The following is a 26,710-nucleotide window of genomic DNA, read 5'->3' as shown; positions in this document are numbered from 1 at the left end:
TGCCCGCCCGTCAGGCGGACTTCGTCCTGCGCTTCGCGACCACGCTGTGCGGAATCAATGCCGGCTGCTCATGGCGCATGACGACGTCGCGGTTGACGACGACGCCCGCGATATCGTCGCGGCCGGGCAGATCGAACATGACGGGCAGGAGCACCTCTTCCATGATGGCCCGGAGCCCGCGTGCGCCCGTCCCCCGTTCGAGCGCGAGATCGGCGATCGCCTCGAGGGCGCCGTCCTCGAAGTGCAGTTCAACTCCGTCGAGCTGGAACATCTTCTGGTACTGCTTGACCAGCGCATTCTTCGGTTCGGTCAGAATCTGCATGAGGGCGGGCCGATCGAGGTTCTCGACGGTGGTGATGACCGGGAGACGACCGATGAACTCGGGGATGAGCCCGAACTTCAGCAGGTCCTCCGGCATGACGTCCGCGTAGCTGCTCTCGTGCTTCGTGATCGAGCTCAGGGGCACGCCGAAGCCGATCCCCTTCTTGCCCGCGCGCTGCCCGATGATCTCCTCGAGACCGGCGAAGGCACCCGCGACGATGAACAGGACGTTCGTCGTGTCGATCTGGATGAACTCCTGATGCGGGTGCTTCCGACCACCCTGCGGGGGAACAGAGGCAACGGTTCCCTCGAGGATCTTGAGCAGCGCCTGCTGGACGCCCTCGCCCGAGACGTCCCGGGTGATCGAGGGGTTCTCGCTCTTCCGCGAGATCTTGTCGATCTCGTCGATGTAGATGATGCCCTGCTCTGCCTTCTTCACGTCGTAGTCGGCAGCCTGGATGAGCTTGAGGAGGATGTTCTCGACGTCCTCGCCCACATACCCGGCCTCCGTGAGGGCCGTCGCGTCAGCTACGGCGAACGGGACGTTGAGGCGGCGGGCGAGGGTCTGCGCGAGATAGGTCTTGCCGCAGCCCGTCGGGCCGATCAGCAGGATGTTCGACTTCGCGATCTCCACGTCGTCATGGCCGTGCCCCTCAGCAAGCGATCCCGACTTCGACCCGTGGCCGGCCTGGATCCGCTTGTAGTGGTTGTACACCGCGACGGCAAGTGCGCGCTTCGCGTGCTCCTGCCCCACCACGTACTCCTGCAGGAAGTCGAAGATCTCCCGGGGCTTCGGGAGTTCGAAGCTCCCGAGGTCCGAGACCTCTGCGAGCTCCTCCTCGATGATCTCGTTGCAGAGCTCGATGCACTCGTCGCAGATGTAGACCCCGGGGCCCGCGATGAGCTTCCGCACCTGCTTCTGGCTCTTCCCGCAGAACGAGCACTTCAGCAGATCCGCGCTCTCACCAATCCGAGCCATTCGTCGAATCCCTTCGTGTAGGGGCAGAAGCCGTGACCACTCCACTGTAGGACACCGCACCGACAGCGCAGCGAAGCCAAACGCCGGTGCCGCCGAACATTTCTCGGCGGCACCGGCGGTCCGGCGACTGGCGCCCGGGGGTGTCACACGGTCAGCGGGCGATCGCGCTCTGCCGAATCTTGCGCGACTCGAGGACCTCGTCCACGAGTCCGTAGGCCTGGGCCTCGGCGGCCGTCAGGAACAGGTCGCGCTCGATGTCGCGGCTGATCTCCTCGGGGGTCTTGTTCGAGTGCTTGGCCCAGGTCTGCTCGAGCCATTCGCGCATACGGAGGACCTCCCTCGCCTGGATCTCGAGGTCGGTCGCCTGGCCGCCCTGGCCGCCCGAGAGGGACGGCTGGTGGATCATGACGGTCGAGTTCGGGAGGGCGAGCCGCTTGCCCGGGGTGCCCGCAGCGAGGATGACCGCCGCCGCCGAGGCAGCCATTCCCAGGCACACCGTCTGGATCTCCGGCCGGATGAACTGCATCGTGTCGTAGATGGCCGTCATCGCCGTGAACGAACCGCCCGGCGAGTTGATGTACATCGTGATGTCGCGGTCGGGGTCATTGGCCTCGAGCACGAGCAGCTGGGCCATGATGTCGTCCGCCGAGGCGTCGTCGACCTGGACCCCCATGAAGATGATGCGGTCCTCGAAGAGCTTCGTGTACGGGTCCTGGCGCTTGAAACCGTAGGGCGTACGCTCCTCGAACTGCGGAAGGACGTAGCGGCTCGTCGGCATTCCCGCCGGATTGGCGCCCATGTTGTAGTTCATCAGTTGCTCCTTCTTGCCGTGCGTTGCCGCGGGCGTCGCTTACCTGTCCGTCCCGCCGCCGCCGGTCACATGCCCCGCGCGCTCGGCGACCTTGTCGAAGAACCCGTACTCGAGCGCCTCCTGGGCCGTGAACCACTTGTCGCGGTCATTGTCCTTGAGGATCTGCTCGATCGTCTGCCCGGTCTGCTCCGCCGTCAGCTGGGCCATGACCTGCTTCATGTGCAGGATGAGCTCGGCCTGGATCTTGATGTCCGACGCAGTGCCGCCGATGCCGCCCGAGGGCTGGTGCATGAGAATGCGCGCGTGCGGCGTCGCATACCGCTTCCCCTTCGTGCCGGACGAGAGCAGGAACTGCCCCATCGAGGCAGCGAGACCGGTGGCGACCGTCACGACGTCGTTCGGGATGAACTGCATCGTGTCGTAGATTGCCATGCCAGCGGTGACCGAGCCGCCGGGCGAGTTGATGTAGAGGAAGATGTCCTTCTCCGGATCCTCGGCGGAGAGGAGGAGCAGCTGCGAGCAGATGGTGTTCGCGTTGTCGTCCCTGACCTCTGAGCCGAGCCAGATGATCCGCTCCTTGAGGAGCCGCTGGTAGATGTAGTCCTGACCGTTCGCCTCGGTGGGCCCCGCCAGTCGCGGCGTGCTCTCCTGCTGGTGCATCGTGCGATACCTCTCGATCTGCTGCAAAAGCGGTTGCTACAGGGACACTAGCCCGTTTCGAAGCCTCTTTGTTCCGCGCGCCGCTGCTGTTCGCTTTGGGCGCATGCCCCCCTGGCGACGCGCTTCGGAGGGGCCAGAAATCGTGCGCTCACGGCGAAACGACGAAGGCCGCCGTCCTCGCGCTTGCGCGGGGTCGGCGGCCTCCTGTCAGGTGGATCAGAACCTGGCAGCAGCGGGATCGTCGCTCGGGATGACCTCTGCGGCCGCTTCCTCCGAAGCCTCGGCGGGCTCCTCCTCGGTCGCGGGGCGCACGAACTCGCTCAGGTCGACGGCATTGCCCTCCGAGTCGGTCACCTCGGCCTGGCCGAGGACGACGGCGAGGGCCTTGCGGCGGCGCACCTCGCCGACCATCATCGGCACCTGGCCGGACTGGTCCATGATCTGCGCGAACTGGTTCGGGTCCATGCCGTACTGGGAGGCGGTCGAGATCAGGTACTCGATGAGCTCGTTCTGCGAGACTCCGACCTCTTCCTTGTCTGCGATGGCGTCGAGGATGACCTCGTTCTTGAAGGCGCGCTCGGCGTTGGCCTTGACCTCGGCGCGGTGCTCCTCGGTGTCGTGGTCCTCCCCCGCGGCGTGCCCACCGTTCTCCGGGTTGAAGTGCGCCGAGACCTGCTCGTCGATGACGGTCTCCGGGACGGGAACCTCCACGAGCTCGACGAGCTTGTCGAGGACCTTGTCGCGGGCCTCGATGCCCTGCTGGGCGACCTTGGCCTCCGCGGCCTGCTTCGCGAGGTCCTCACGAAGCTCCGCGATCGTGTCGAACTCTGACGCGAGCTGCGCGAAGTCGTCGTCGGCCTCGGGAAGCTCGCGCTCCTTGACCGCCGTGACCTTGACGTTCACCTGGGCGTCTTCGCCGGCGTGCTCGCCCCCGGCGAGCTTGGTCTCGAAGATCGCCTCTTCGTCGACGCTGAGGCCGGTCACGGCCTCGTCGAGGCCGTCGAGCATGGTGCCGGAGCCCACCTGGTAGGAGAGGCCCGACGCCGAGTCGACCTCCTCGCCGCCGACCGTTGCGGTGAGGTCGATGGTGAGGAAGTCGCCGTCCTGGGACGGGCGGTCGACGGGCTTGAGCGTGCCGAAGCGAGACCGGAGCTCGTCGAGCGACTTCTCGACGTCCTCGTCAGAAGCCTCGACCGCCTCGACATCGACCTTGATGCCTGCGTAGTCAGGGAGTTCGACCTCGGGGCGAACGTCCACCTCGACGCTGAAGGTGAGCTGGCCGTCGGTAGCGGCGGGGTCGGGCACCTCGGTGATCTCGACCTCGGGGCGCGAGAGCGGGCGGATTCCCGTCTCGGCAACGGCCTGCTGGTACCAGTCGTTGAGGCCGTCGTTGATCGCGGTCTCGAGGACATAGCCGCGGCCCACACGCTGATCGATGATGCGGGAGGGGACCTTGCCCTTGCGGAAGCCCGGAATCTGGATCTGCTCGGCGACCTGCTTGTACGCCGCGTCGATGTTCGGCTTGAGCTCGTCGAACGGAACCTCGACGTTGAGCTTGACGCGGGTGGGGGTCAGATTCTCGGCAGCGCTCTTCACAGCGTGGCTCTCCTGGATGTTCTGGTAGGGTTGCCGCCCTGGCTGGCTTGCCGACGGCGGAACTGTCGGGATGACAGGATTTGAACCTGCGACTTCCTGCTCCCAAAGCAGGCGCTCTAGCCAAGCTGAGCTACACCCCGTCTCCGGTGCACAGACCACAATACAGGCGACGCTGCAGGGGCGCACACTCGCGCATCGACAAGGCGCGAGAGAGGGGCTGACGGGAATCGAACCCGCGTATCCAGTTTGGAAGACTGGCGCTCTACCATTGAGCTACAGCCCCTTGGGCGCCTTCAACTAAAGCCGCTGGGCCGAACCGCTGTCAAATCCCGGGGCGTCGAAGCGCGCAGATGTCAGCCCTTCTGGCACGCGGGGCACCAGTAGAGCTTGCGTCCGGCCTCGTCGGCGAGGCGGACGGGTGTGCCGCAGATCCTGCAGCCCAGGCCGTGCCGCCGGTAGACCCAATGTGCTTCCTCGGGGTCCGGGAGGGTTCCGGCACCGCACGTCCAGTACGACGGGTCCGTCGTCACAATCCGCCCGGCCTGCACGCCGTCTGTCATGGCGCGGACGGCGTCGACCCACAGCCCGAGGGCGCGTTCCGGGCCGAGCGCACTCCCTGCGGTGGCCGGGTCGAGCCTAGTGCGGAACAGCAGTTCGGCCCTGTAGACGTTCCCGATGCCTGCAACGATGGACTGGTCCATGAGGAGCCGCGCGATGGGAGTCCGACGCCGGCTCACGCGCCTAGCGAACTCCTCCCCCGGATCGGTCCCCTCGAGGGGAAGTCCGAGGGGGTCCGGGCCCAGGCGCGCCAGAACGGCCTCGATCTCGGGCTCGGTTGCGACTGAGCACACCGTCGCCCCGCGGAGGTCCGCCCACCCGTGCTCCGAGGCGAGCCGCACCCGCACGGCACCGACGGGAGGGGGCGGCCCGGCATAGGCCGCCCCCTCGTCGTCGTCCGCGACCTCCCGCTCGCCGACGCGGCGAGGGGCACCGATGCTCGAGGCGCCGCGGAACGACGCATCCCCGCCGAAGTCCCAGGCGCCGTAGAGCCCGAGGTGCACGTGGAGGAACTGGGAGCCCTCGAAACGGAGGAAGAGCTGCTTGCCGTGGGCACGGGCGGACTCGAGAACGCGTCCGTCGAGGAGTGCCGCCCCGTCCGCGAACCGGCCTTGCGGGCTTGTGACGACGAGCCGCTCGCCCGCGAAGACGTCGTCGAACTGACGGGCGAGGCGATGGATGGAATGGCCTTCGGGCACTGCCCTCAGTCCACGATCTCGCCGGTGGTCTCGTAGACCGCGATCTTCCCGATGCGACGCACGTGGCGCTCGTCCTGGCTGAACGGTTCGGCGAGGAACGCCTCGATGAGCCCCGTGGCCTCCTCGACGCTGTGCTGACGGCCACCGACAGCGATGACGTTCGCGTCGTTGTGCTCGCGCGCGAGGCGAGCCGTGTCCAGGTTCCAGGCGAGCGCCGCGCGCACGCCCTTGACCTTGTTCGCCGCGATCTGCTCGCCGTTGCCCGAGCCGCCGAGGACGATCCCGAGGGCGTGGACGCCGGCCGCCTGGTCGGCGACGACGGCGAGCGCCGCCCGGATGCAGAACGCCGGGTAGTCGTCGAGCGGGTCGTACTCGCGCGGACCGTGGTCGACGACCTCGTAGCCCTGCGCCCCCAGATGGCCCACGAGATGGGAGCTCAGTTCCATCCCGGCGTGATCGGTGGCGATGTGGACGCGGGGCTTGGTCACGGCAAGGTTCCTCTCGGTCAGCGGTGGGGCGGGTCAAGCCTACTTTGCCGCAGGCCCGCCGAGCACTTCTGCCACGTGCTCCGCGAGCGCCGGATCCTTGGCGGAGAAGACGTAGTGGCTGCCGTCCCGGCAGAGCACGTCGACGGCCTGGCCGCTGGCCACGAGGGCCGTCACGAGCTTGCCGCGCTTGCGATAGCCCCAGCCCCCGTAGGAGCGAGCTGACACGGCACCAGCTCCCGCGCGCAGGACGTGGGCTGTGCTGATCGTCGCGACGCGCACGACCCCGCCGACGGCGAGCCTCACCTCCTCAGGCTCGACGCTCACACGGAGGATCAGCATCGCCGCGAGCACGAGGCATCCGAGGGCGATGATTCCAGAGACCCATGGGGAGACGAGGAGCATGAGGAGCGAGAGGTTGATGCCGACGACGGCAAGCATCACGAACACGGACGAGCGGGCGTGGGCCCAGAAGACGAACGTGTTCCTGACTCGCTCGGGGTCCAGGACTTCGAGGAGCGCTTCTTCGTCCCTCGGGCTCCACTGCTCGTCGGGCTTGAAGATCATGAACATGACGACGGCGAGTGCCACCGTCGCGCCGCTCCCCGAGGCGAGGACGATGGGGTCGGGGTGGGTGTCACGTGCGTCCTTTGCCCCCACCTGGCCCATGAGCCCGGCCCCGAGGACTGTCACGAGGAACATGGACATCCCCACCCCGCCTGCCATGAAGATCTTCCGCGAGATGGGGGGCCGGTTCTGGACGCCTGCCTGAAGGCACAGGAGGATCCCGATGACGGCAACGAGGGCTGCTCCGCCGACCAGGTAGGCCCAGAAGGGGATGAAGGAGCGGCCGCCGCCAGCGTCCCAGAGCCACGCGACCGGTTCGGGCACCTGCCCCCTGAACGTGAAGGCGGCGAGGAGGAATCCGCCTGCAAGAAGGATCGGGTAGCCGATCGCGAATCGGACGGCCTTGCGGTCCCAACGCCCGTCCGTCTCAGCCATGCCACCACGCTAGCGCAGGCACGTGCCGGCGTGTCACACACCGGCGTCTACTTGCACTGATCCGGAAACTGAAAGAATAATTTCAAATATGTGCGGCGCGCCACAGCGCCGGGACGCTAGTGCGAGGAGGCGCGCATGCCTGGAACGAACCTGACCCGATCCGAGGCCGTCGAGCGGGGGAAGGCTGTGCTCAGGGTTGAGAGCTATGCGGTCGAACTCGACCTCACGCGGGGGGACCGCGTCTTCGGCTCGCGCACCACGGCCCGCTTCGACGCCGTTCCCGGCTCGAGCACCTTCATCGACGCCATCACCGACTCCGTCCGCTCCGTGACGCTGAACGGCCGCGCACTCGACCCGGCCGAGGTCTCGGACGGCGTCAGGATCCAGCTCCCCAACCTCGACGCACACAACGAGCTCGTGGTGGACGCCGACGCGCGCTACATGAACACGGGCGAGGGCCTGCACCGATTCGTGGACCCGGTCGACGGCGAGGTGTACCTGTACACCCAGTTCGAGGTCCCGGACTCGCGGCGCGTGTTCGCGGTCTTCGAGCAGCCCGACCTCAAGGCGAGCTTCCGGTTCACGGTCACGGCGCCGTCGCACTGGGCGATCGTCTCCAACTCGCCTACCCCCGAGCCGACGAGCATCGGACCGGCCGAGGACGGCGCGGCCCGCTCTGTGTGGGAGTTTGCCCCGACCGCACGGCTCTCGAGCTACGTCACGGCACTCATTGCCGGCCCGTACCAGTCCGTCCACGACGAGCTCGTGAACTCCGCCGGACGGACGATCCCCCTCGGCATCTTCGCCCGCAAGTCGCTCATGCAGTACCTCGACGCGGAGAACATCTTCGAGACCACCAAGCAGGGGTTCGCGTTCTTCGAGGAGCAGTTCGGCTGCGAGTACCCGTTCGAGAAGTACGATCAGCTCTTCGTTCCCGAGTTCAACGCCGGCGCGATGGAGAACGCGGGGGCCGTCACCATCCTCGAGAACTACGTCTTCCGGTCGAAGCCCACCCAGGCCACGGTCGAGCGCCGGGCCATCACCGTGCTGCACGAGCTCGCCCACATGTGGTTCGGCGACTACGTCACGATGCGCTGGTGGGACGACCTGTGGCTCAACGAGTCCTTCGCGGAGTACATGTCCCATCTCGCAGCCGTCCACACGCCGGACTTCGGACACGCGTGGACAACGTTCGCCTCGGTCGAGAAGTCGTGGGCCTACCGCCAGGACCAGCTGCCGACGACCCACCCCATCTTCGCCGACATCAGCGACCTCGCCGACGTCGAGGTGAACTTCGACGGCATCACCTACGCGAAGGGCGCCTCGGTGCTCAAGCAGCTCGTCTCGTGGGTGGGCCAGGAGCAGTTCATGGCGGGAGTCCGGAGCTACTTCGCGAAGCACGCGTGGAGCAACACGGTCCTGGCCGACCTCCTGAAGGAGCTCGAAGAGGCCAGCGGGCGCGATCTCTCCGCATGGGGTGGCCTGTGGCTCGAAACCGCCGGCGTCAATACCCTCGCACCCGTCATCGAGACCGACGGCGAGGGCGTCATCACCCGATTCGGCGTCGAGCAGAGGGCGGCCGACACGCAGCCCACCCTCAGGCCGCATCGGCTCGCGATCGGCTTCTACAGCCGCGACGAGGAAGGCCGCCTCGTCCGCACGCGACGCGAGGAGCTCGACGTCGAAGGTGCCCTCACGGAGGTTCCGGCCCTCGTCGGGGCGGCGCGCCCCGAGCTCATCCTGCTCAACGACGACGACCTCGCGTACGCGAAGGTCAGGCTCGACCCCGTTTCGCTCGCGACGGCCACAGAGCATCTGCGCGACATCGCCGAGAGCCTCCCCCGGACCCTCGTCTGGGGCTCGGCCTGGAACGCGGCCCGCGATGGCGAGACGCCGGCCCGAGCCTATGTCGACCTCGTGCTCGCCAACATCGGCGCAGAGACCGACTCGTCGGTCGTGCAGACCCTCCTGCGCCAGCTCGCCACGACCCTCGACTACTACGTCGCTCCCGAGGCGCAGGCCGACACCAAGCACTCGGCCGCTGACCGTCTGTGGGCTCTCGCCCGCAATGCCGCAGGCGGCTCCGACTCGCAGCTCCAGTTCGTCAAGGCGTTCTCCGCGCTCGCCGCCTCGCCGGAGCACCTGGACGCCGTCTCGGGGCTGCTCGACGGCTCCCTGACCGTCCCGGGGATCGAGGTCGACCAGGACCTCCGCTGGGAGCTGCTCGCATCGCTCGCAGCAGGCGGCCGGATCGGCCAGGACCGGATCGAGGAGGAACTGTCCCACGACAACACCTCGAGCGGCCAGTGCGCAGCCGCGCTCGCCAGAGCCGCGCTCCCCACCGCCGAGGCCAAGGCCGAGGCGTGGCACAGGATCGTCGAGACCGGCGAGCTCTCGAACGCGGTCCAGCAGGCCGCCGTCAACGGCTTCGTCCGCGTGCACGATCCCCGCCTGATCGAACCGTACGCAGAGAAGTACTTCGACGCCGTTCCGCGCATCGTGGCAGACCGCACGCACGCGCTCGCCCAGCAGATCGTCGTCGGCCTCTACCCGGCCCGCCAGACGAGCGAGGCGACCCTCGAGCGCACGGACGCCTTCATCTCCGGACTCGACGAGGATCAGGGTGCCCTGCGCCGCATGATGCTCGAGAACCGTGACGGTGTGGCGCGCGCCCTTCGCGCGCGGGCAGCCGACCGGTAGCCTCTGGCCATGGCCCTCGACGAGCACCAGTACAGCGTCACCGTAACGTGGACGGGGAACCGGGGAACTGGGACATCGGGCTACCGGGATTACGGGCGGGAGCACGACATCGCCCTCCCGGGCCTGCCCGTCCTCCCCGGCTCCGCAGACCCGACCTTCCGGGGTGACCGAGATCGCTTCAATCCGGAGCAGCTTCTGCTGACGGCCCTCTCGCAGTGCCACATGCTCTCGTACCTGCACGTCGCGGTGACCCACGGCGTCGTCGTCGTGGGCTACACCGACTCCGCGCAGGGGACCATGCGCCTCAACCGGGACGGGAGCGGGGAATTCACTCAGGCGATCCTCCACCCGAGCGTGGAACTCGCGGACGAGGGCCAGCGGGAACTCGCCGATGCGCTGCACGAGGAGGCCCACGAGCTGTGCTTCATAGCACGTTCCGTGAACTTCCCCGTCCACGCCGAACCTTCGTTTCCCTGACGTCCAGCAAACCTCGCTAGGGTGGAAAAGCACCACTTTTCCCCCAGCTGAGGAGGCACTCGGACCGTGCAGTTCGTTCTGCGTATGCCCCTGACCGCCCAGACCGCCACCGCGTCGCCCACCCCGACCCCCACCGCCACTCCGTCGCCCACAGACTCCGCCATGCCGCACCTCACGGCCGCTGAGCTGGACACGGCGGTGAGCACGTTCAATTCGACCCTCCTGCAGGTGGCGATCGCCATCGGCTTCGGCCTGCTCGCGTGGCTCGTGGCCTCGTTCCTCATCCGTCAGGTCGTCAAGCGCGTCCTCGCGGGCTCACAGCTCACGAACCGCCGCTTCTTCCGATGGGCAGCGCCTGCGCTCCGAGTGCTCGATTCCGAACGGCGGGCGCAGCGGGCCAAGACCATCGGATCGCTCCTGAACTCGGTGGTGGTCGTCGTCATCACGACGATCGTCCTCATCTACGTGCTCAAGGCCTTCGGGGTCGACATCGCGCCGCTCCTGACCAGCGTCGGCATCCTCGGCGTCGCAGTCGCCTTCGGCGCCCAGCAGCTCATCCGCGATTTCCTCTCCGGGATCTTCCTCACACTCGAGGACCAGTTCGGGATCGGCGACGTGATCGAGCTCGGCGCCGGCGAGGTGGTCGGCACAGTCGAGAGCGTCGGCCTCCGGATCACGCGTGTCCGAGCAGAGGACGGTGCGATCTGGTACCTGCGCAACGGTGAGATCCTCCGAGTCGGGAACCGTTCCCAGGGCTCCTATGTCCCGATCGCCGACGATACGGCGGCTCACCCCGCCCAGGGTGCTCCAGCCACCCACAGTCCCGGAGCCGCCGCCACGAAGCCGGATGCGCAGGGCCAGCGGGCAGCGGAATGACACGGAGCCCTTGGATCGGGCTACGGTGGATCGAGGACAGCACGAGGAAGGACGGCTCACGCCAGTGACCGAGAACCAGGGCGAGGGCCCGGCCCGTCGGAACCTGTTGAAGGTTAACGACCCGTTCGCCCGGGAGGACTACGCCAACACGTTCTACTCCGAGATCGGGGGCCACGAGGCCTTCGTCAAGCTCGTCGACGTGTTCTACGACGGCGTGGCCGAGGATCCCGTGCTGCGCCCCATGTATCCCGAGGAGGACCTCGGCCCTGCGCGGCGGCGGCTCACAATGTTCCTCGAGCAGTACTGGGGCGGCCCGAGCACGTACGGGCAGGAACGGGGGCACCCTCGCCTGCGCATGCGGCACATGCCGTTCAAGGTCAGCCCCGAGGCCCGTGACAGGTGGCTCCACCACATGCGGGCCGGCGTGGACGCCTTGCACCTGCCGCCGCTCCACGAGGCCACGCTCTGGGACTACCTCGAGCGCGCGGCCCACTCCCTCGTCAACACGTTCGAGGAGTGAGCCCGGGCTTCAGCTCGGCTTCCGGCCGCCCGGAACCCTGCCGCCCGGCACTCGGCACAGCACGTGCCCGCGGGGCGAGCTGATCCGCAGCCACGCCCCGGACTCGAAGACCGCGAGGGATTCGCCGGGCCGCAGGAAGCCGAGCGCCTCCGCCGCGAAGGCCGCGCCGGCAGGGATCCGATCCGCGTCGCCGACGCCCCTCCCCCACACCTGCGCCCGCGCGACGTCGACCATTGCCGCCCCCGGCTGCTCCGGCACCAGGGCCGCCACCTCGGCCATCCCGGCTGCCGCCGCCGCGCTCAGAACCTCCGCCGGGATCTCGCCGGTGGGGGCCCAAGGGCCCCGTGGGGGTGTGACGGCGGCCCAGGGCACGTGGACGGACGACGGCGGGACGTCGAGGAGGGTGCCCTCGTCGCCGAGGCGCGCGAGCCGGTCCGCGACGGACGCCATGGGCACTGTCGTGTCGACGTCGGCCGACGACGCGATCGGCACCGCCCGCATGCCGAGCACCGTCGGCGTGGCCTCACCCAGCATGTGCGGCCGCAGGACGCACACGTACATGGCGAGGACGCGTCCCACGGCCTGGAACCTGATGGCTCCGGCGGGGTCGACAGCCCGGGCACGGGCGATGAACGTGCCGAGGTCCGCGACCGCCTCGCGGTCCCCGAGGTCCAAGACGGTCTGCACGTCGGCGGCGCTCATGCCGCGCCGCCCTCTGCCGACGCGGCCGCAGAACCCTCATCGGACAGTCCCGGCTGCGCGTCGGACGGGACCCGAGCGGGCAGAGGCGGCCGTCTGCGGAAGGGGACCGCGGGCCCGGCGTAATGGCCGAAGGCCTCCCGGAGACCTTGCGGAACACGGACCGGCCGGCCAGTCGACCGGCTCACGAGGACCATCGACGTCGCCGCGTAGGCGTAGAGCGGGCTGCCGTCCGCTTCCGCAACCGAGTAACCGAGGTCGAAACTCGACCCGCCGAGCCTCGTCAGCCAGAGATTCACGACGATCGGAGTCGGCCGGTAGAGGAGCGGGGCGAGGTACTCGATCTCGTGCCGCCCGACGAGGGTGAAGTTCTCCGACGTCACGAAGTCGAACATCGTCGACTCGGGACCGGATCCGTCGCCGCTGCCTGGGACGCCTTCGGGAAGCGGTTCGCGGAGCCAGTGGACGCGCGCGTCCTCGAGGAACTGCAGGAAGCGCACGTTGTTGACGTGCCCGTACGAGTCCACGTCGCCGAAGCGCAGCTGAAGCGGGAATTGGTAGGCAGCAGGCATGCTTCCATCTTCCCCTGCCGCAACTCGGCTCGCGAACCGCCGCCGGCACGCGAACCGCCGTCGGCACGCCGGGTTGTTGGCTTCCCGGCGGCCCGTCTAGTGTCAAGGCATGACGTCGCCCGCCCGCTCGTCCGGCCCCACGGACACCCTGCTGACACTGCTCGACCTCGACAACCTCGGCGGCGCCCGGACGGACAAGGACATCTTCGTGGGGCCGAGCGAGCGGCAGCCGAGGCACCGCGTATTCGGCGGCCAAGTGCTGGCCCAGACCCTGATGGCCGCGACGAGGACTGTCCCGGACGACCGCATCGTCCACTCGATGCACGGCTACTTCCTACGCCCCGGCGACGCTGACAAGTCCATCACCTTCGGCGTCGAGAGGCTCCGCGACGGACGCTCCTTCTCCGCCCGCCAGGTCCACGCCTACCAGGACGGCGCGCCGATCCTCTCGATGATCGCGTCGTTCCAGACCGAGTCACTGGGCGTCGACCACCAGTCCGAGATGCCCGCAGGCGTGCCGGAGCCGGAATCCCTGCCGAGCACCGCCGACCTCCTAGGCTCGATCGACCATCCGGTCGCCCAGTACTGGGCCTTCGACAGGCCCTTCGACGTCCGCCACGTCGATTCCGCGCTGTACCTCTCGGCGTCCGGCGACCACGTGGCGCGCAATGCCGTCTGGATGAAGACCTTCGGGCCCATGCCGGACGACGACCGCCTCCACCGCGCAGCGCTCGCCTACGCGAGCGACTACACGGTCCTCGAGCCGGTCCTGCGGCGTCATGGCCTCAGCTGGGTCAACCCCGAGCTCAACATTGCGAGCCTTGACCACGCCATGTGGTGGCACCGCCCGGTCCGCGTCGACGAGTGGCTCCTCTACGTGCAGGAGTCGCCGAGTGCGCATGGGGCACGTGGGCTCGGCGTGGGAAGGATCTTCACGCGCGACGGCGTGCACGTCGCGACCGTCGGCCAGGAGGGCATGGTCCGGATCCCGCTCGCCTAGGGCGAACGGCCCCTCAGCGCAGCTGCCTCCGACGGCGCAGCTAATACCGACCGGCGCAGACGCGCGATGGCCAGGTTCCGTGGGCCGCGGCCCACGGAACCTGGCCATCCGATACAGCGTCACTCGTGTGGCGGCATCGGTCGCCTGACGGGATCAGTCGCGGGTGAGCTTCCGGTGCGTCACGCGGTGCGGCGCGGCTGCGTCGGGGCCGAGGCGTTCGATCTTGTTCTGCTCGTACGATTCGAAGTTCCCCTCGAACCAGTACCACTTCGACTCGTCCTCGTCCGTGCCCTCGTAGGCGAGGATGTGCGTGGCGACGCGATCGAGGAACCAGCGGTCGTGGGAGACCACCACAGCGCAGCCGGGGAACTCGAGCAAGGCATTCTCGAGGCTCGTGAGCGTCTCGACATCCAGATCGTTCGTGGGCTCGTCGAGGAGCAGGAGGTTCCCGCCCTGCTTGAGGGTCAAGGCGAGGTTCAGGCGGTTGCGCTCACCGCCGGAGAGGACACCCGCCTTCTTCTGCTGGTCCGGCCCCTTGAAGCCGAACGCGGACACGTAGGCGCGGGATGGCATCTCTACCTGGCCGACCTGGATGTGGTCGAGCCCGTCGGAGACGACCTCCCACAGGGACTTGTTCGGGTCGATCCCACCGCGCGTCTGGTCGACGTAGGAGATCTTCACCGAATCGCCGATCTTGAGGTCTCCCCCGTCGAGCGGCTCGAGGCCGACGATGGTCTTGAACAGCGTCGTCTTGCCGACGCCGTTCGGGCCGATGACGCCCACGATGCCGTTCCGCGGGAGCGAGAACGAGAGGCCCTCGATGAGGATCCTGTCGCCGAAGCCCTTCTTGAGGTTGGAGGCCTCGATGACCAGCTGGCCGAGCCGTGGTCCCGGCGGGATCTGGATCTCCTCGAAGTCGAGCTTGCGGGTGCGCTCGGCCTCCGCAGCCATCTCCTCGTAGCGGGCCAGACGGGCCTTCGACTTCGTCTGGCGCCCCTTGGCGTTCGAGCGAACCCAGTCGAGCTCTTCGGCAAGGCGCCTCGCCAGCTTGGCGTCCTTCTTGCCCTGGACTTCGAGTCGGGCCCGCTTCTTCTCGAGGTACGTCGAGTAGTTCCCCTCGTAGGGGTACAGCCGGCCGCGGTCGACCTCGCAGATCCACTCGGCCACGTGGTCGAGGAAGTAGCGATCGTGGGTCACGGCCAGCACGGCGCCGGCGTAGCTTGCGAGGTGCTGCTCGAGCCATTGGACGCTCTCGGCGTCGAGGTGGTTGGTCGGCTCGTCGAGGAGCAGGAGGTCGGGCTTCTGGAGCAAGAGCTTGCAGAGCGCGACGCGGCGGCGCTCGCCACCCGAGAGGACTCGCACGTCTGCCTCGGGCGGAGGGCAGCGGAGGGCATCCATGGCCTGCTCGAGCTGGGAATCCAGATCCCACGCATCCGCGGCGTCAATCGCTTCCTGGAGCTTGCCCATCTCCGCGAGCAGCGAGTCGTAGTCTGCGTCGGGATTCGCCATCTCCTCGGAGATCTCGTTGAACCGCTGGATCTTGGAGTAGATCTCGCCGACGCCCTCCTGGACGTTCCCGAGCACTGTCTTCTCCTCGTTGAGCGGTGGCTCCTGGAGCAGGATGCCCACGCTGTAGCCCGGGGAGAGCCGGGCCTCGCCGTTGGACGGGCTGTCGAGCCCCGCCATGATCTTGAGGATGGTCGACTTGCCAGCGCCATTGGGACCCACGACACCGATCTTGGCACCGGGGAAGAACGACATGCTGACATCGTCGAGGATCACCTTGTCGCCCACGGCTTTCCGGGCCTTGGTCATGGTGTAGATGAATTCCGCCATGCCGTCTAATCTAGTGGTTCCGTGGGCCGAACTCATATCCGCTGCTCGCTGCGCAAGCCCCGGACGGCCGGGTCCCCAATGCCATAATCAGGCCAGAGCCTGAAGAGGGAGACCTATATGCCTGCCGTGACCCTCAGCGAGGTCGCCCGAGCTGCGGGGGTATCGCCCGCCACTGCGTCCCGCGTCCTGAACGGGTCCAGCCGCACCCCGGGACCGGACATCGCCGAGCGAGTCCGCGCCGCGGCGACGTCGCTCGGGTACATTCCCAACGCTCAGGCACAGGCTCTTGCGCGGTCGAGCTCCGGCCTCCTCGGCCTGATCGTCCATGACATCGCCGACCCGTACTTCTCCTCTATCGCCCGAGGGGTGCAGTCTGCCGCTCGGGAGCTCAACAAGATCCTTCTGCTCACGAGCACCGATGGGACCCCGGCGGAGGAGCGGTTGGCCGTCGAAGCCTTCACCTCCCGCCGTGCGGACGCGATCGTCCTGGCAGGCAGCCGCTCGAGCCGTTCCGAGGACGAGCCGGCCAATTCCGCCCTTCTGCGCGATGCCAACCGCTACTTGGCCAACGGGGGCCGGCTTGTGCTGGTAGGCCACGACTTGGTGGACCCGACCCATCGAGGCGTGTCCGGTCACGGCGTGTCCGGTCGCGGGGTGTCCGATCACGCCGGCGGGGCGCACCCTGCTGGCGGCAGCTCCCCTGTTCTCGTCGAGATTCCGAACGAGTCGTTGGCCTACGACCTCGCTCGGGACCTTGCTGGGCAGGGCCATTCCAGATTTGTCATCGTCGCCGGGCCCGAGGGCCTCATCACCTCTGACCTGCGGGTCGGAGGATTCCAACGGGGACTGGCCGAACAGGGACTCCCCCAGGCTGAGGTACTCCGCGCCGCCTTCAACCGGGACGGAGGCTTCGGCGCCGGCCTCGACCTCGAGGAAACCGTGCGGCTAGCGGCGAGCGCCGGGAATCCCTGCTGCATCTTCGCTGTCAACGATCGGATGGCCATGGGCGTCGTGGCCGCACTCCGCCACCGCGGCCTCCGCGCGCCGGCCGACTACGCCGTCGCCGGCTTCGACGACATCAACACGCTCGAGGACTTCATCCCCGGCCTGACGACAGTTCGCCTTCCGCTCGAGGACATCGGGCGCAGCGCCGCGGAGGCTGCCCTGACCGGCGCTGATCCCACCCCTGCCTTCGGGGACGTCGTCCTGAGGGAGAGCACGGCCAGGACTGCTTAGTTCCAGACGGCGGGGTCCTCTGGCGCTTGCATCCTCAGGCGCTCAGGAGGTCCGTCGCCCGATCCGTATCATCCCGGTGGGGAGCGGCGGCCGGGAGGTCGATCACCGGGGGTGACACGGCGTCGTCGTCCGGATCGCCTTCGCCGTGGCCCTCGTCCTCTGGCACCTCGCCGGTGTCGAGGTCCACAACACCGACCCCCTCGACGGCGACGCGCGCGCTGCCCGTTTCCTGCCGCTGGCCGTCTTGGGGGTTGCGGGAGAACTTCGCGGAGCCCCAGAAGAGGTCGTGGCCCACCGACTCCGCCTCCACCTCGGCGGCGTGGTAGACGCGGCCGTCCTTGTCCCACTGCTTGAGCCGCAGCTTGCCCACGACGATCACGCGCTGGCCCTTCTTGAGGCTTCCGCACATGTTGGCGGCGAGCTGCCTGAAGCCCACGACGGTGAACCAGTTCGTGTGGCCGTCGACCCACGCAGCAGCCTCCCGGTCGTAGCGCCGCTCGGTGACTGCGAGCCTGAAGTTCGAGACGATGTCACCACCGTTTGTCGTGTTGGCCCTCGGGTCCGTCGCAACGAATCCTCGCACGATGATCGTGTCGCTCATCACACATCCTTGTCTCTCTGGAATCCGGTTCCCGCCCCTGCGGGTGCTACCAGCGTCCGTCATGCGCTGGCGGACGCGGCGGGGTCGCTGTCCGGATGTGGACGACGCGCCGTGACGAGGGTCTGTGGAGGTCCAACCCCGGCCAAGTCCGCCGGGACCAAGGGGCGGCTGGGATTAAAGACAGAACACCCCCGATCCGAAGACCGGGGGTGTTCAATCGTCCCGAGACGCGGCGGACGTCCCGAGCCACAAACGCGCCCCAGGAGGGAGTCGAACCCCCGACCAGAGGATTAGAAGGCCCCTGCTCTATCCGCTGAGCTACTGGGGCGGGCGCAGTGCGCGGCATGCCTGCTCAGTCTATCGCGCGGCCGGAGCCCCTTTGAGGGAGGTGAACCGGGTGAAGAGGCTCCGCGTCTTCCAGTCCCAGAACATCATGTATGCGACGAAGATGACGCTCAGCACGATCGCCACCGAACGGATTGCGACGAGCGGAATCCAGTCGAAGACGTCAAGCTGGTCGGTGAGCGCGATGACCGTGAAGAAGACTGTCGCGAAGTAGTACGCCCGCAGGTACCACCCCTCCGCCACCCCCGCGAGGGCGAAGAAGGCGGCAAGCCACGTGACATACCACGGCTGGATGGCGGCCGCGGTGACCACGACGGCGGTCAGGGCGAGCGCGATCCGCAGAACGAGCTTGTCGAAGCTCCCCCGGAACACGTACCAGAGGGCCACGAGCATCCCGAGGCCGCGGCCGATGGCCTTGATGATCTCGGCGACGACGTCGCCCGGCCCATTCACGTACTGGACTAGGGTCGCTGCCGTGACCGAGAGGAGCCCGAAGGGGGCGTACCAGGTCCAGACAGTGCCGGATGTCGTCATTGCCGGGAGCCATCCGAACCAGAAGCCGGTGACCGCGCCCTCGATCGTCAGCAGTCCCCCTGAGATGAGGACGGTCAGGGCCCAGCACGAGATCTTCCGTCCCCACCCGGCCTGCCGTCCCGCCCAGATCAGGCCGATGAACGGCAGGGCGATGAGCGTGATCGGCTTGATGCCGATCGACAGGGTCACCAAGACGACCCCGAGGACCGGACGCCCGCGGACGGTGGCAAGGACCCCGAGCAGGACGAGGCCGAGCATGAGCGAATCGTTGTGGATGCTCGCGACGAAGTTGATGACGAAGAGCGGGTTCGCGACGGTCAGCCAGAGCGTCCTCGCCGTCTGGAGCCGGTAGTGGCGGGCGAGACCGATGACGGCGACGGCGCAGAGGGCGACGCCGATTGCGGCGACAATCCTGAACAGTGCGATCGCGATCTCAAGGTTTCCCCCGCTGATCCACACGATGCCCTGCTCGATCCAGAGGAAGAGCGGTCCGTACGGTGTCGGAGCCTCCGTCCAGAGCGAGTCGGGGCCGAGGTTGTGGTAGTTGTTCAGCGCCGAGATGCCGTTGACGTACGGATTGAGGCCGGCGACCATGAGGCGCCCCTGACCGATGTACGCGTAGACGTCGCGGCTGAACAGCGGGAACGTCAGCATGAGGGGCGCACACCACAGGGCCGCGATGCGGCACAGGGCGGCCGGATGGACGGCGCCCCAGTCTCCTACCCGCTGGCCCAGGCGCAGCCAGGACCGAACGAGGAAGAGTCCGCCGAAGGTGACCAGCACCGTGCACGCGACGACGAGGAACGGATTGTCGCGGAGGAAGATGAAGAAGGGAACCCGGATGAGCGAGGACCCGCTCGCCATCCAGCCGACACCGAGTCCCCCGGCCATCATGCAGACCGAGGCGATGAAGCCCTGCCACACGGCAAGGCTTCCCCTGCCGGGGAGCCCCGCGATGGTTCGGGCGCTGGGTACAGCGCTGAGGCTGTGGCCCGCCGAAGGCTGAGGCATCGGAGTCCCTACTGTTTACTCAAGGAGCCGAGCGGTTCGCCGCGCCCGGGCGCCGCCTCGTGGCGCCAGATCGGCGCGCCATCCGCTCAGGATGACATCCTCTCGATGCTACCAGCAGTAACTGTCAGAGAAGGCTCGAAAGGGCCCGCTGATAGACTGGCCGGCGGCCGCCACGACCGTCTGCGGCCGTCAAGACGCCCAGGAGAGCACCATTTCCATCGAGACGCCCCGCCCCGCGAACCTCAGCCCTTGGAACAATCGGCTCCACCTGCTGAAGCGCCTGCTGTTCTCCCCCCGCGGCCTACTGGTGGGCTACCTGCTGGTCCACCTCGGCTACCTCGCGTACTTCCTGGTCTACGTCTTCCAGGGACAGGCCTTCAGCGACACCAACATCTACCGGGACTGGGCCGCGTCCGGGTTCCCCCAGAACGTGCAGCCGTCCCCGTGGGTGTACCCGTTCGCCGGCCTCCTCCCGATCTGGATCTCGGGCCTCTTCGGCCCGGGTCCGTTCCTCGCCGTGTGGGTGATCCTCATCTCGATTCTCGATGGAGTTGCCCTCGGGATCCTGAGCCGCTGGGGCAAGAGTCCGGAGGGCGTCCGCGCAGCCTGGTGGTGGCTCGTGTTCATCGCGCTCCTCGGCAACCTCGGTTTCGCGCGTGTGGACGGCGTCACCGCACCCATCGTGCTAATGGGCCTGAGCCTCGGCGTCGCGAGCCCCTTCGCGGCCACCGCGATCCTTGCCTTCGCGACCTGGATGAAGGTATGGCCCGCCGCAGCTCTCGTGCCGCTGTTCGCCGTCGTCCGCGACCGTTGGAAGGTCGTGGCGGGCGGAGCCGCCGTGACGGCGCTCGTCGCCCTCGTCGCGGCGGTCCTCGGGGTGACCTCGCACCTCTTCGACTTCCTCACCACGCAGGGTTCCCGCGGCATGCAGCTCGAGGCAACCTTCACGACGCCCTGGCTCTGGATGTCCGTGCTACACATCGGCGGGGCGCAGATGTACATGAACAACGAAATCAACTCGATGCAGGTCGACGGCCCCGGGAGCACCGTGGCCTCCGCCCTCATGCAGCCGCTGTTCGTCGTCATCGCGCTCGCGGTGGCGGCCGTCATCTTCTGGGCCCTGCACGAGGGGAAGAAGCGCGGTCACGAGGACCGCTCGGAGCTCCTGCTGGCCGGCGCCCTGACCATGGTGAGTGCGTTCATCGTCTTCAACAAGGTCGGCTCACCCCAGTTCATGGTCTGGCTCGGCCCCGTCGTCGCCCTCGGCCTCGCCCAGGACCGCCGCAGCTGGCGCCTTCCCGCGATCCTCCTGATCGCCATCGGCGTCGCCACGTACTTCATCTACCCGCTGTACTACGACGCGCTCAGCCACAACAACCCCTATATGGCGATGGTGCTCACGCTGCGCAACCTGATGCTCGTCGGGCTCTTCGTGTGGTCGGGCATGCGCCTGGTGCGGCTGGGCCGCCGCGGGGCGCCCGCTGCCGACGAGGCGCTGCGGGCAGGCAGCGGATCAGGAGCTGCGGGCCGCTAGATCGCGGCGCCGCACCGCCCGCTCGAAGACGAGGCGGCGTGTCTTCGGATCGAGCAGCACGAGGTATCCGAGGAAGACGAACGCCACGAGGCCCGCGAGGGACTCAGGGGCCAGCGGCGTGTTCACGAAGCTGAAGACGTAGAGCTGGTCCTGCGCCCCGAAGACGACGAAGAAGACCACCGTCAGGTACCAGAGCTTGATCTCCCAGTTGTCCCTGATGCCCGTCACCGCGAGGAACGGGATGAACCACAGGACGTACCAGGGCTGGATGATCGGGCCGAGCACGACGATCGACATGAAGGCCATTCCGAGGCGCCTGACCACCTTGCGGTCGTCGCCCCGGAGGATGAACCAGACCGCGAGCCCGATGCCGACCCACTTGACGACGGTGCGGAAGCCGTCCGCGATGGACCCGCCGTCGAGCCCGACGATGGTCGTGAGCGTGTCCACGAGGCTGCTCGCGAAACCCGAGGGCGTGTAGGAGATGAATCCCGGCGTCGGATCGACGATCGCGTTGACCCATCCGAAGCCGAGGCCGTAGACGGGGGCGCTCGCAGCGAAGATCGCGAGGCTGATGAGGCCCGTCCCCGCCCAGCACGCCAGGCGGCGGAGCCACGTGGCCCCTGGTCCCGCCCAGAGGAGCCCGATGAACGGGAGGACGACGGCGGTGATCGGCTTGATGCCGATCGACACGGTCGTGAGCACGATGCCCGCGAGCCAATTCCCCCGTGCCGCGTAGTAGACGCCGGCCACGGCGAAACCGATCATGAGCGCCTCGTTGTGGGCGCTCGCGATGCAGCTGATCAGGAACAGCGGGTTGGCGGCAGTCATCCAGACGGCACGGGCGCCGTCCACCCCGTGGAGCTCGGCCAGCCGGTAGCCGTAGTAGGCGCAGAGGGCCACGCCGCCGAGCGCGGCCACTCGGAACAGCAGGACCGACGAGTCGGGCTGGCCGGCCGTCATCTGCACGATCCACCGCTCGAGCCAGAGGAAGTACGGCCCGTAGGGCGTCCGCGTCGTGGCCCACGAGGGATCAGTGCCCAGCTCGAGCCAGTTGTTCAGGGTCGAAATCCCCGTCGTGTAGGGGTTCAGGCCCGCCGCCATGAGACGCCCCTGCCCCACGTACGCGTAGACGTCGCGCGAGTAGATCGGGACCGCGACGACAAGCGGAAGCCCCCACAGGGCGATGGCGAGACCGACCGGGCGGATCGTGCCGGGGCCCCAGAAGCGCAGTCGCTGGCCGAGCCGCAGCCACGAACGAGTGAGCAGCATCGCACCGAGGGCCAGAGCGAGGATGCAGCTCGTGACACCCCACGTTTCGGTCCGCAGCGGGATGAGGAGCGGATTTCGGGTCAGCGGGGAGACATCGGCGAAGCGCCCCACACCGAATGACCCGTAGACCATGAGGAGCGATCCGACGAAGCCCTGGCCGATGGCCCAATGGGGAGGCTCGTTCACTCCGACGGGAGGAAGGGCGGTCCAGAGCGACTTCAGCCACTCGAGAATCCTCCCGAGAAGGCCAAAGCGTGTCGTGGACATGGGTCACCCTTCGATCAGAGCCGGGAGAGAGCCCCAGTTTAGCATCGGGCCTCCCTCTGGGCCCGGTCGACGGGGCCCTCGGGTACATTGGCAGGGTGTCAAATCATGCTGAACGCATCGTCTGGATCGACTGCGAGATGACTGGGCTCGACATCGCACGCGATGCCCTCATCGAGGTGGCCGTGCTCGTGACCGACTCGGAGCTCAATGTCCTCGGCGAGGGAGTCGACGTCGTGATCCGCCCTTCGGACGACGCGCTCGCCGGGATGAACGACTTTGTCCGGCAGATGCATACGACGTCGAAGCTGCTCGACGAGCTCCCCCGCGGCCTCACGCTCGAGGCAGCCGAGGCCGAGGTCATGGCATACGTCCGCCAGTGGGTTCCGGAGCCCAACAAGGCGCAGCTCGGCGGGAACTCTGTGGGGACCGACCGCATGTTCCTCGCCAGGGACATGCCGCAGGTCGTCGAGCACCTCCACTACCGGATCATCGACGTCTCGACGATCAAGGAGCTCGCCCGTCGCTGGTACCCGCGCGCCTACTTCCAGGCGCCTGCGAAGACCGGAGGCCACCGGGCGCTCGGAGACATCCGGGACTCGATCGACGAGCTCCGCTACTACCGGGAGGCAGTCTTCGTGCCCCAGCCCGGGCCCGACTCGGCAACGGCCCGCAGCATCGCCGAGCGCATCACCGAAGGAGCCTCGAGATCCCCGGGGACCGAGGACACAGCAGCCAGCCTGTGAGCTTGCGCCACTCGGGGCGAAAAAGTCGCGGCAAGCCGTTCAAAGTGGCAAAAGCATCGATGAACAGCAGGTAGACTAGTTGTCGTTGCCGGCGCGGTACGCTGGGACCCGGTGTTTCGAAGACGTTGTCTCGAGGACTCGGTCTCTGTTGCGCGCTGGTGCACATGGTGGGTATAGCTCAGTCGGCAGAGCGTCTGGTTGTGGTCCAGAAGGTCGCGGGTTCGACCCCCGTTACTCACCCTGACAGCGGGCGCTCCCCGCGCGAGAGGCCGCACGGTTCGCCGTGCGGCCTCTCGCATTGGCCCGCTCCCCCGCGCAAGACCGAGGAGCCACACACATGACCGTCCATCCCGTGACCATCTGGGGCGAACCTGTGCTGCACCGGAGGGCCGCGGAGGTCACCGAGTTCAACGACGGGCTGCGGGCACTCATCGACGACATGCATGAGACGAACGACGCCGCGAACGGCGTCGGGCTCGCGGCCCCCCAGATCGGCGTGGGCCTCCGCATCTTCGTCTACAAGTACAAGAACGACGACGGCGTTCCGCCCCGCGGCGTCGTCGTGAACCCCAAGCTCACCCTGACGAAGGTCCCCGGCACGGCCCCGGATCCCGAGGAGGACGAGGAGGGCTGCCTCTCGTTCCCCGGCGAGTCGTACCCCCTCAAGCGGGCCGACTGGGCCCACGTCGAGGGCTTCGACGGCGACGGCAAGCCCGTGGACTTCATTGCAACGGGCTGGTTCGCTCGGGTCGTGCAGCACGAGTACGACCACCTCGACGGGAAGCTCTACGTCGACAAGCTCATCGACCGATATGCCCGCAAGGCGAAGAAGGCGGCCAAGAAGCATGGCTGGGGCGTTCCCGGCCTGACGTGGATGCCTGGGGTCGACCCGGATCCTTTCGGCCACTGACCGCCGAAAGGGCGCCGCAGCGATTTCAGACGGGCGGCGCCCTGTCGGTCGTGCGCGCCCCTTCGGGGACAGGCGCTACTGTTCCCTCGTCACCCTGGCCAGATCTTCTTCGGCGGTCTGGAGCAGCTCTTCGAGCTGGGCCACCCGCTCGGGGCCCACGATGCCGCTCTCGAGCTGCGCCCGCGCGTGCTCGAGCAGGCGGCGTGCCTGCTTCGCGTTCTCCCTCGCCACGTCGAGTGCGTGTTCGAGTGTGCTCTCGTGCTCAGTCGCTTCCATAGATGCATCTTGCCCCCGCTCACTGGGCGAATCCAGTGACGTCACCGAGTTGAGGCCAAGAGCTCTTGGGCTGCAGGCTCGGCGGCCTGCGCGGGGAACGACGGCGCGTGGACGCCCGCCATCTCCTCGAGGACCCGCACGACCTGGCAGCTGTAGCCGAACTCGTTGTCGTACCAGACGTACAGCACGAGGTTTCTGCCGTTGCTGATGGTCGCGAGCCCGTCGACGATCCCGGCCCGACGCGAGCCGACGAAGTCGGTCGACACCACCTCCGGGGACGCGATGTAGTCGATCTGCTTGCGCAATGCGGAGTGCAGCGAGATGTCGCGCAGGTAGGCGTTGACCTCGTCCTTCGTGGTCTCGTGCTCGAGGGTCAGGTTGAGGATCGCCATCGAGACGTCCGGCGTGGGGACCCGGATCGCGTTGCCAGTGAGCTTTCCGGCGAGCTCCGGGAGCGCCTTCGCGACTGCCTTCGCCGCACCGGTCTCTGTGAGCACCATGTTCAGCGCTGCGGAGCGGCCGCGACGGTCGCCCTTGTGGAAGTTGTCCGTGAGGTTCTGGTCGTTCGTGAACGAGTGCACCGTCTCGACGTGCCCGTGAACGACGCCGTACTTGTCGTGGATGGCCTTGAGGACGGGCGTGATCGCGTTGGTCGTGCAGGAAGCGGCGGTGACGATCCGGTCCGAGTCGGCGATGTCCTCGTGGTTGATCCCGTGGACGATGTTCGGCAGGCTGCCCTTGCCCGGTGCCGTCAGCAGAACGCGGGCGACACCCTTGCTCTCGAGGTGCTGGGAGAGGCCCGCCTCGTCGCGCCACCGGCCCGTGTTGTCGACCACGATGGCGTCGTCGATCCCGTAGGCGGTGTAGTCGACGGCCGCCGGGCTGTCCGAGTAGATGACCTGGATCAGCGTCCCGTTGGCAAGGATCGTGCCGTTCTCCTCGTCGACAGTGATGGTGCCGTCGAAGGGGCCGTGGACCGAGTCGCGGCGCAGGAGGCTCGCGCGCTTGACGATGTCCCTCTCGGAGCCCTTGCGCACGACAATGGCCCGGAGGCGGAGGCCATGGCCGCCGCCAGCGTGCTCGATGAGGATGCGGGCCACGAGACGGCCGATGCGGCCGAAGCCGTAGAGGACGACGTCGGTGCTGGGCCGGGGATCGGCACCATGCTGGCCCACGATGGGAGCCAGCTCGTCGCGGAGGAAGGACTCGAGCGTGCGCCCTGCGCCCTCCGAGCGGAACTTCTCGTTGAGCCGCGCAAGGTCGATCGATGCGGCGCCGAGCTGAAGCGAGTCGAGCACCTTCAGGATGGGGAGCGTCTCCTCGAGGTCGAGCTCCTCGCTGTCGATCTGGCGGGCCCAGCGGTGGAGCTTGAGCAGGCTGACCACGGACTGGTTGATGAGGCTCCGCCCGTGGACCGAGGTCACGACGTTGTTCTCACGGTACAGGCGCCCGATCAGGGGGATCATCGCTTCCGCCGCGGCCTCTCGGCCGATCCACGTGCTGAGGTCGGCCTCCGTCTTGCGGGCGGTCTCCGTCATGCTCACACAGGTGCCTTTCTCTGCGGTCTTGCGCACGCCGTCGTGCGCGGCCGGGGCCTGGTGCTGGCGCCCGACACGAAGAAAGCCGACAACTGCGATCGCAGAGCCGGCTCCTGAACTTCTACGTTCGTCTTCAATTCTACGGGGCGCCCCACCGGGAAGGGGTGGCGAGCCCTGTGAACTCACTCACAGGCTCTCACTTCCCGGGGGATGCGAGGACAGGCCGGCCTATGAGCCGGGTTCTGTCACCACGCCCGGTTGCCCGGGCGTGGGAGGCGATCATCCATCTAGGACCGCCGTTGCCGGCGGCCTCGAGCGGCCTACCCGGGCGCTCGGGCGGGCAGCCCTCGAACGCGCCCTGTCTGGCCTTGCTCCGGGTGGGGTTTACCGAGCCTCCCCAGTCACCTGAGGAGCTGGTGGTCTCTTACACCGCCGTTTCACCCTTACCGTCGCGGTCCGCGTCGATGACGCGGCACGCGTCGGCGGTCTCTTCTCTGTGGCACTGGCCTGCGGGTTTCCCCGAGTGGGCGTTACCCACCACCCTGCCCTGTGGAGCCCGGACTTTCCTCGCGACGGCCCCCGAGGGGAACCGTCCCGCGATCGCCCGGCCGACCTGACCTCGCCCGAATATTGTACCGGCCCCTGCCTCCCGG

At 67.8% G+C, this 26,710-nt stretch carries 24 protein-coding genes, 4 tRNA genes and 1 other RNA gene; 10 read left to right on the top strand and 19 right to left on the bottom strand.

The window, feature by feature from the left end:
• Nucleotides 1-10: 10 nt before the first annotated feature.
• From clpX to E6A21_RS07265, 9 genes are all read right to left on the bottom strand, one after another.
• Complete coding sequence (gene clpX, locus E6A21_RS07305) at nucleotides 11-1,300, bottom strand: ATP-dependent Clp protease ATP-binding subunit ClpX (RefSeq protein WP_138443481.1); 1,290 nt, start codon at nucleotides 1,298-1,300, stop codon at nucleotides 11-13.
• Between the two features lie 151 nt (nucleotides 1,301-1,451).
• Nucleotides 1,452-2,111, bottom strand: a complete 660-nt coding sequence (locus E6A21_RS07300; RefSeq protein WP_138443480.1) for an ATP-dependent Clp protease proteolytic subunit — start codon at nucleotides 2,109-2,111, stop codon at nucleotides 1,452-1,454.
• 39 nt (nucleotides 2,112-2,150) lie between these two features.
• Entirely contained in the window at nucleotides 2,151-2,771 is a 621-nt protein-coding gene (locus tag E6A21_RS07295; protein ID WP_138443621.1) for an ATP-dependent Clp protease proteolytic subunit, read from the bottom strand.
• A gap of 216 nt (nucleotides 2,772-2,987) precedes the next feature.
• Nucleotides 2,988-4,367: a trigger factor gene (tig, locus tag E6A21_RS07290; RefSeq protein WP_171041307.1), complete on the bottom strand. Its 1,380-nt coding sequence runs from the start codon at nucleotides 4,365-4,367 to the stop codon at nucleotides 2,988-2,990.
• A 65-nt stretch (nucleotides 4,368-4,432) separates the two neighbouring features.
• Nucleotides 4,433-4,507: transfer RNA gene (locus tag E6A21_RS07285), tRNA-Pro, on the bottom strand.
• A 72-nt stretch (nucleotides 4,508-4,579) separates the two neighbouring features.
• Nucleotides 4,580-4,650 (bottom strand) — tRNA-Gly (locus E6A21_RS07280).
• 70 nt (nucleotides 4,651-4,720) lie between these two features.
• Complete coding sequence (locus E6A21_RS07275; RefSeq protein ID WP_138443479.1) at nucleotides 4,721-5,623, bottom strand: Fpg/Nei family DNA glycosylase; 903 nt, start codon at nucleotides 5,621-5,623, stop codon at nucleotides 4,721-4,723.
• A gap of 5 nt (nucleotides 5,624-5,628) precedes the next feature.
• Nucleotides 5,629-6,111, bottom strand: coding sequence for a ribose-5-phosphate isomerase (locus E6A21_RS07270; RefSeq protein WP_138443478.1), 483 nt, complete (start codon nucleotides 6,109-6,111; stop codon nucleotides 5,629-5,631).
• A 39-nt stretch (nucleotides 6,112-6,150) separates the two neighbouring features.
• Entirely contained in the window at nucleotides 6,151-7,110 is a 960-nt protein-coding gene (locus tag E6A21_RS07265) for a hypothetical protein (RefSeq protein ID WP_138443477.1), read from the bottom strand.
• 135 nt (nucleotides 7,111-7,245) lie between these two features.
• On the opposite strand from E6A21_RS07265, the gene pepN reads away from it, so the two are divergent.
• The 4 genes from pepN to E6A21_RS07245 all read left to right on the top strand — a co-directional run bounded on the left by pepN (nucleotide 7,246) and on the right by E6A21_RS07245 (nucleotide 11,683).
• Nucleotides 7,246-9,810, top strand: coding sequence for an aminopeptidase N (pepN, locus tag E6A21_RS07260; protein WP_138443476.1), 2,565 nt, complete (start codon nucleotides 7,246-7,248; stop codon nucleotides 9,808-9,810).
• A 9-nt stretch (nucleotides 9,811-9,819) separates the two neighbouring features.
• Nucleotides 9,820-10,287, top strand: coding sequence for an OsmC family protein (locus tag E6A21_RS07255; RefSeq protein WP_138443475.1), 468 nt, complete (start codon nucleotides 9,820-9,822; stop codon nucleotides 10,285-10,287).
• A gap of 162 nt (nucleotides 10,288-10,449) precedes the next feature.
• Nucleotides 10,450-11,163 (top strand): mechanosensitive ion channel family protein, encoded by a 714-nt coding sequence (locus E6A21_RS07250; RefSeq protein ID WP_138443619.1) that lies wholly within the window; start codon nucleotides 10,450-10,452, stop codon nucleotides 11,161-11,163.
• Between the two features lie 64 nt (nucleotides 11,164-11,227).
• Nucleotides 11,228-11,683, top strand: a complete 456-nt coding sequence (locus tag E6A21_RS07245) for a globin (RefSeq protein ID WP_281281562.1) — start codon at nucleotides 11,228-11,230, stop codon at nucleotides 11,681-11,683.
• A 9-nt stretch (nucleotides 11,684-11,692) separates the two neighbouring features.
• On the opposite strand, the gene E6A21_RS07240 is transcribed toward E6A21_RS07245, so the two are convergent.
• Together E6A21_RS07240 and E6A21_RS07235 are read right to left on the bottom strand one after the other, a co-directional pair.
• Nucleotides 11,693-12,385 (bottom strand): DUF8185 domain-containing protein, encoded by a 693-nt coding sequence (locus E6A21_RS07240; protein WP_138443473.1) that lies wholly within the window; start codon nucleotides 12,383-12,385, stop codon nucleotides 11,693-11,695.
• On the bottom strand, nucleotides 12,382-12,954 hold the full coding sequence (locus E6A21_RS07235) for an acyl-CoA thioesterase (RefSeq protein WP_138443472.1): 573 nt from the start codon (nucleotides 12,952-12,954) through the stop codon (nucleotides 12,382-12,384). The genes E6A21_RS07240 and E6A21_RS07235 overlap by 4 nt, the downstream gene beginning before the upstream one ends.
• Nucleotides 12,955-13,063: 109 nt before the next feature.
• On the opposite strand from E6A21_RS07235, the gene E6A21_RS07230 reads away from it, so the two are divergent.
• Complete coding sequence (locus E6A21_RS07230; protein ID WP_138443471.1) at nucleotides 13,064-13,954, top strand: acyl-CoA thioesterase; 891 nt, start codon at nucleotides 13,064-13,066, stop codon at nucleotides 13,952-13,954.
• Nucleotides 13,955-14,107: 153 nt separating this feature from the next.
• On the opposite strand, the gene ettA is transcribed toward E6A21_RS07230, so the two are convergent.
• Nucleotides 14,108-15,790 (bottom strand): energy-dependent translational throttle protein EttA, encoded by a 1,683-nt coding sequence (gene ettA, locus E6A21_RS07225; RefSeq protein ID WP_138443470.1) that lies wholly within the window; start codon nucleotides 15,788-15,790, stop codon nucleotides 14,108-14,110.
• A 117-nt stretch (nucleotides 15,791-15,907) separates the two neighbouring features.
• On the opposite strand from ettA, the gene E6A21_RS07220 reads away from it, so the two are divergent.
• The gene (locus E6A21_RS07220) at nucleotides 15,908-17,026 is read left to right on the top strand and encodes a LacI family DNA-binding transcriptional regulator (RefSeq protein WP_138443469.1); all 1,119 of its coding nucleotides are present in this window, start codon (nucleotides 15,908-15,910) and stop codon (nucleotides 17,024-17,026) included.
• Nucleotides 17,027-17,060: 34 nt separating this feature from the next.
• On the opposite strand, the gene E6A21_RS07215 is transcribed toward E6A21_RS07220, so the two are convergent.
• The 3 genes from E6A21_RS07215 to mptB (E6A21_RS07205) form a co-directional block, all read right to left on the bottom strand.
• Complete coding sequence (locus E6A21_RS07215; protein ID WP_138443468.1) at nucleotides 17,061-17,627, bottom strand: single-stranded DNA-binding protein; 567 nt, start codon at nucleotides 17,625-17,627, stop codon at nucleotides 17,061-17,063.
• 255 nt (nucleotides 17,628-17,882) lie between these two features.
• Nucleotides 17,883-17,955, bottom strand: a tRNA-Arg gene (locus tag E6A21_RS07210).
• Nucleotides 17,956-17,984: 29 nt separating this feature from the next.
• A complete protein-coding gene (gene mptB, locus E6A21_RS07205; protein WP_138443467.1) occupies nucleotides 17,985-19,517 on the bottom strand; it encodes a polyprenol phosphomannose-dependent alpha 1,6 mannosyltransferase MptB in 1,533 nt (510 codons plus the stop codon).
• Between the two features lie 307 nt (nucleotides 19,518-19,824).
• Here mptB (E6A21_RS07205) and E6A21_RS07200 point away from each other — a divergent pair, with 307 nt between their 5' ends.
• Nucleotides 19,825-21,051, top strand: coding sequence for a glycosyltransferase family 87 protein (locus E6A21_RS07200; protein ID WP_342777846.1), 1,227 nt, complete (start codon nucleotides 19,825-19,827; stop codon nucleotides 21,049-21,051).
• On the opposite strand, the gene mptB (E6A21_RS07195) is transcribed toward E6A21_RS07200, so the two are convergent.
• On the bottom strand, nucleotides 21,031-22,590 hold the full coding sequence (mptB, locus tag E6A21_RS07195; protein ID WP_138443465.1) for a polyprenol phosphomannose-dependent alpha 1,6 mannosyltransferase MptB: 1,560 nt from the start codon (nucleotides 22,588-22,590) through the stop codon (nucleotides 21,031-21,033). The genes E6A21_RS07200 and mptB (E6A21_RS07195) overlap by 21 nt on opposite strands.
• A gap of 95 nt (nucleotides 22,591-22,685) precedes the next feature.
• Between mptB (E6A21_RS07195) and orn the strand changes: the two genes are divergently transcribed.
• From orn to def, 3 genes are all read left to right on the top strand, one after another.
• A complete protein-coding gene (gene orn / locus E6A21_RS07190; RefSeq protein WP_138443464.1) occupies nucleotides 22,686-23,333 on the top strand; it encodes an oligoribonuclease in 648 nt (215 codons plus the stop codon).
• 167 nt (nucleotides 23,334-23,500) lie between these two features.
• Nucleotides 23,501-23,573 (top strand) — tRNA-His (locus E6A21_RS07185).
• A gap of 97 nt (nucleotides 23,574-23,670) precedes the next feature.
• On the top strand, nucleotides 23,671-24,243 hold the full coding sequence (gene def / locus E6A21_RS07180) for a peptide deformylase (RefSeq protein ID WP_138443463.1): 573 nt from the start codon (nucleotides 23,671-23,673) through the stop codon (nucleotides 24,241-24,243).
• Nucleotides 24,244-24,318: 75 nt separating this feature from the next.
• On the opposite strand, the gene E6A21_RS07175 is transcribed toward def, so the two are convergent.
• The 3 genes from E6A21_RS07175 to rnpB all read right to left on the bottom strand — a co-directional run bounded on the left by E6A21_RS07175 (nucleotide 24,319) and on the right by rnpB (nucleotide 26,673).
• Nucleotides 24,319-24,519 carry a hypothetical protein gene (locus tag E6A21_RS07175; RefSeq protein WP_138443462.1) on the bottom strand — a complete coding sequence of 67 codons (201 nt, stop codon included), beginning with the start codon at nucleotides 24,517-24,519 and terminating at the stop codon, nucleotides 24,319-24,321.
• Between the two features lie 41 nt (nucleotides 24,520-24,560).
• Complete coding sequence (locus tag E6A21_RS07170) at nucleotides 24,561-26,057, bottom strand: glyceraldehyde-3-phosphate dehydrogenase (RefSeq protein ID WP_138443461.1); 1,497 nt, start codon at nucleotides 26,055-26,057, stop codon at nucleotides 24,561-24,563.
• Between the two features lie 215 nt (nucleotides 26,058-26,272).
• An RNA gene (gene rnpB, locus E6A21_RS07165) (RNase P RNA component class A) lies at nucleotides 26,273-26,673 on the bottom strand.
• Between the last annotated feature and the right edge of the window lie 37 nt (nucleotides 26,674-26,710).

The organism is Sinomonas susongensis (genome assembly GCF_005877005.1).
Lineage (GTDB): Bacteria > Actinomycetota > Actinomycetes > Actinomycetales > Micrococcaceae > Sinomonas > Sinomonas susongensis.
This window is presented reverse-complemented; position numbering and strand designations above follow the sequence as displayed.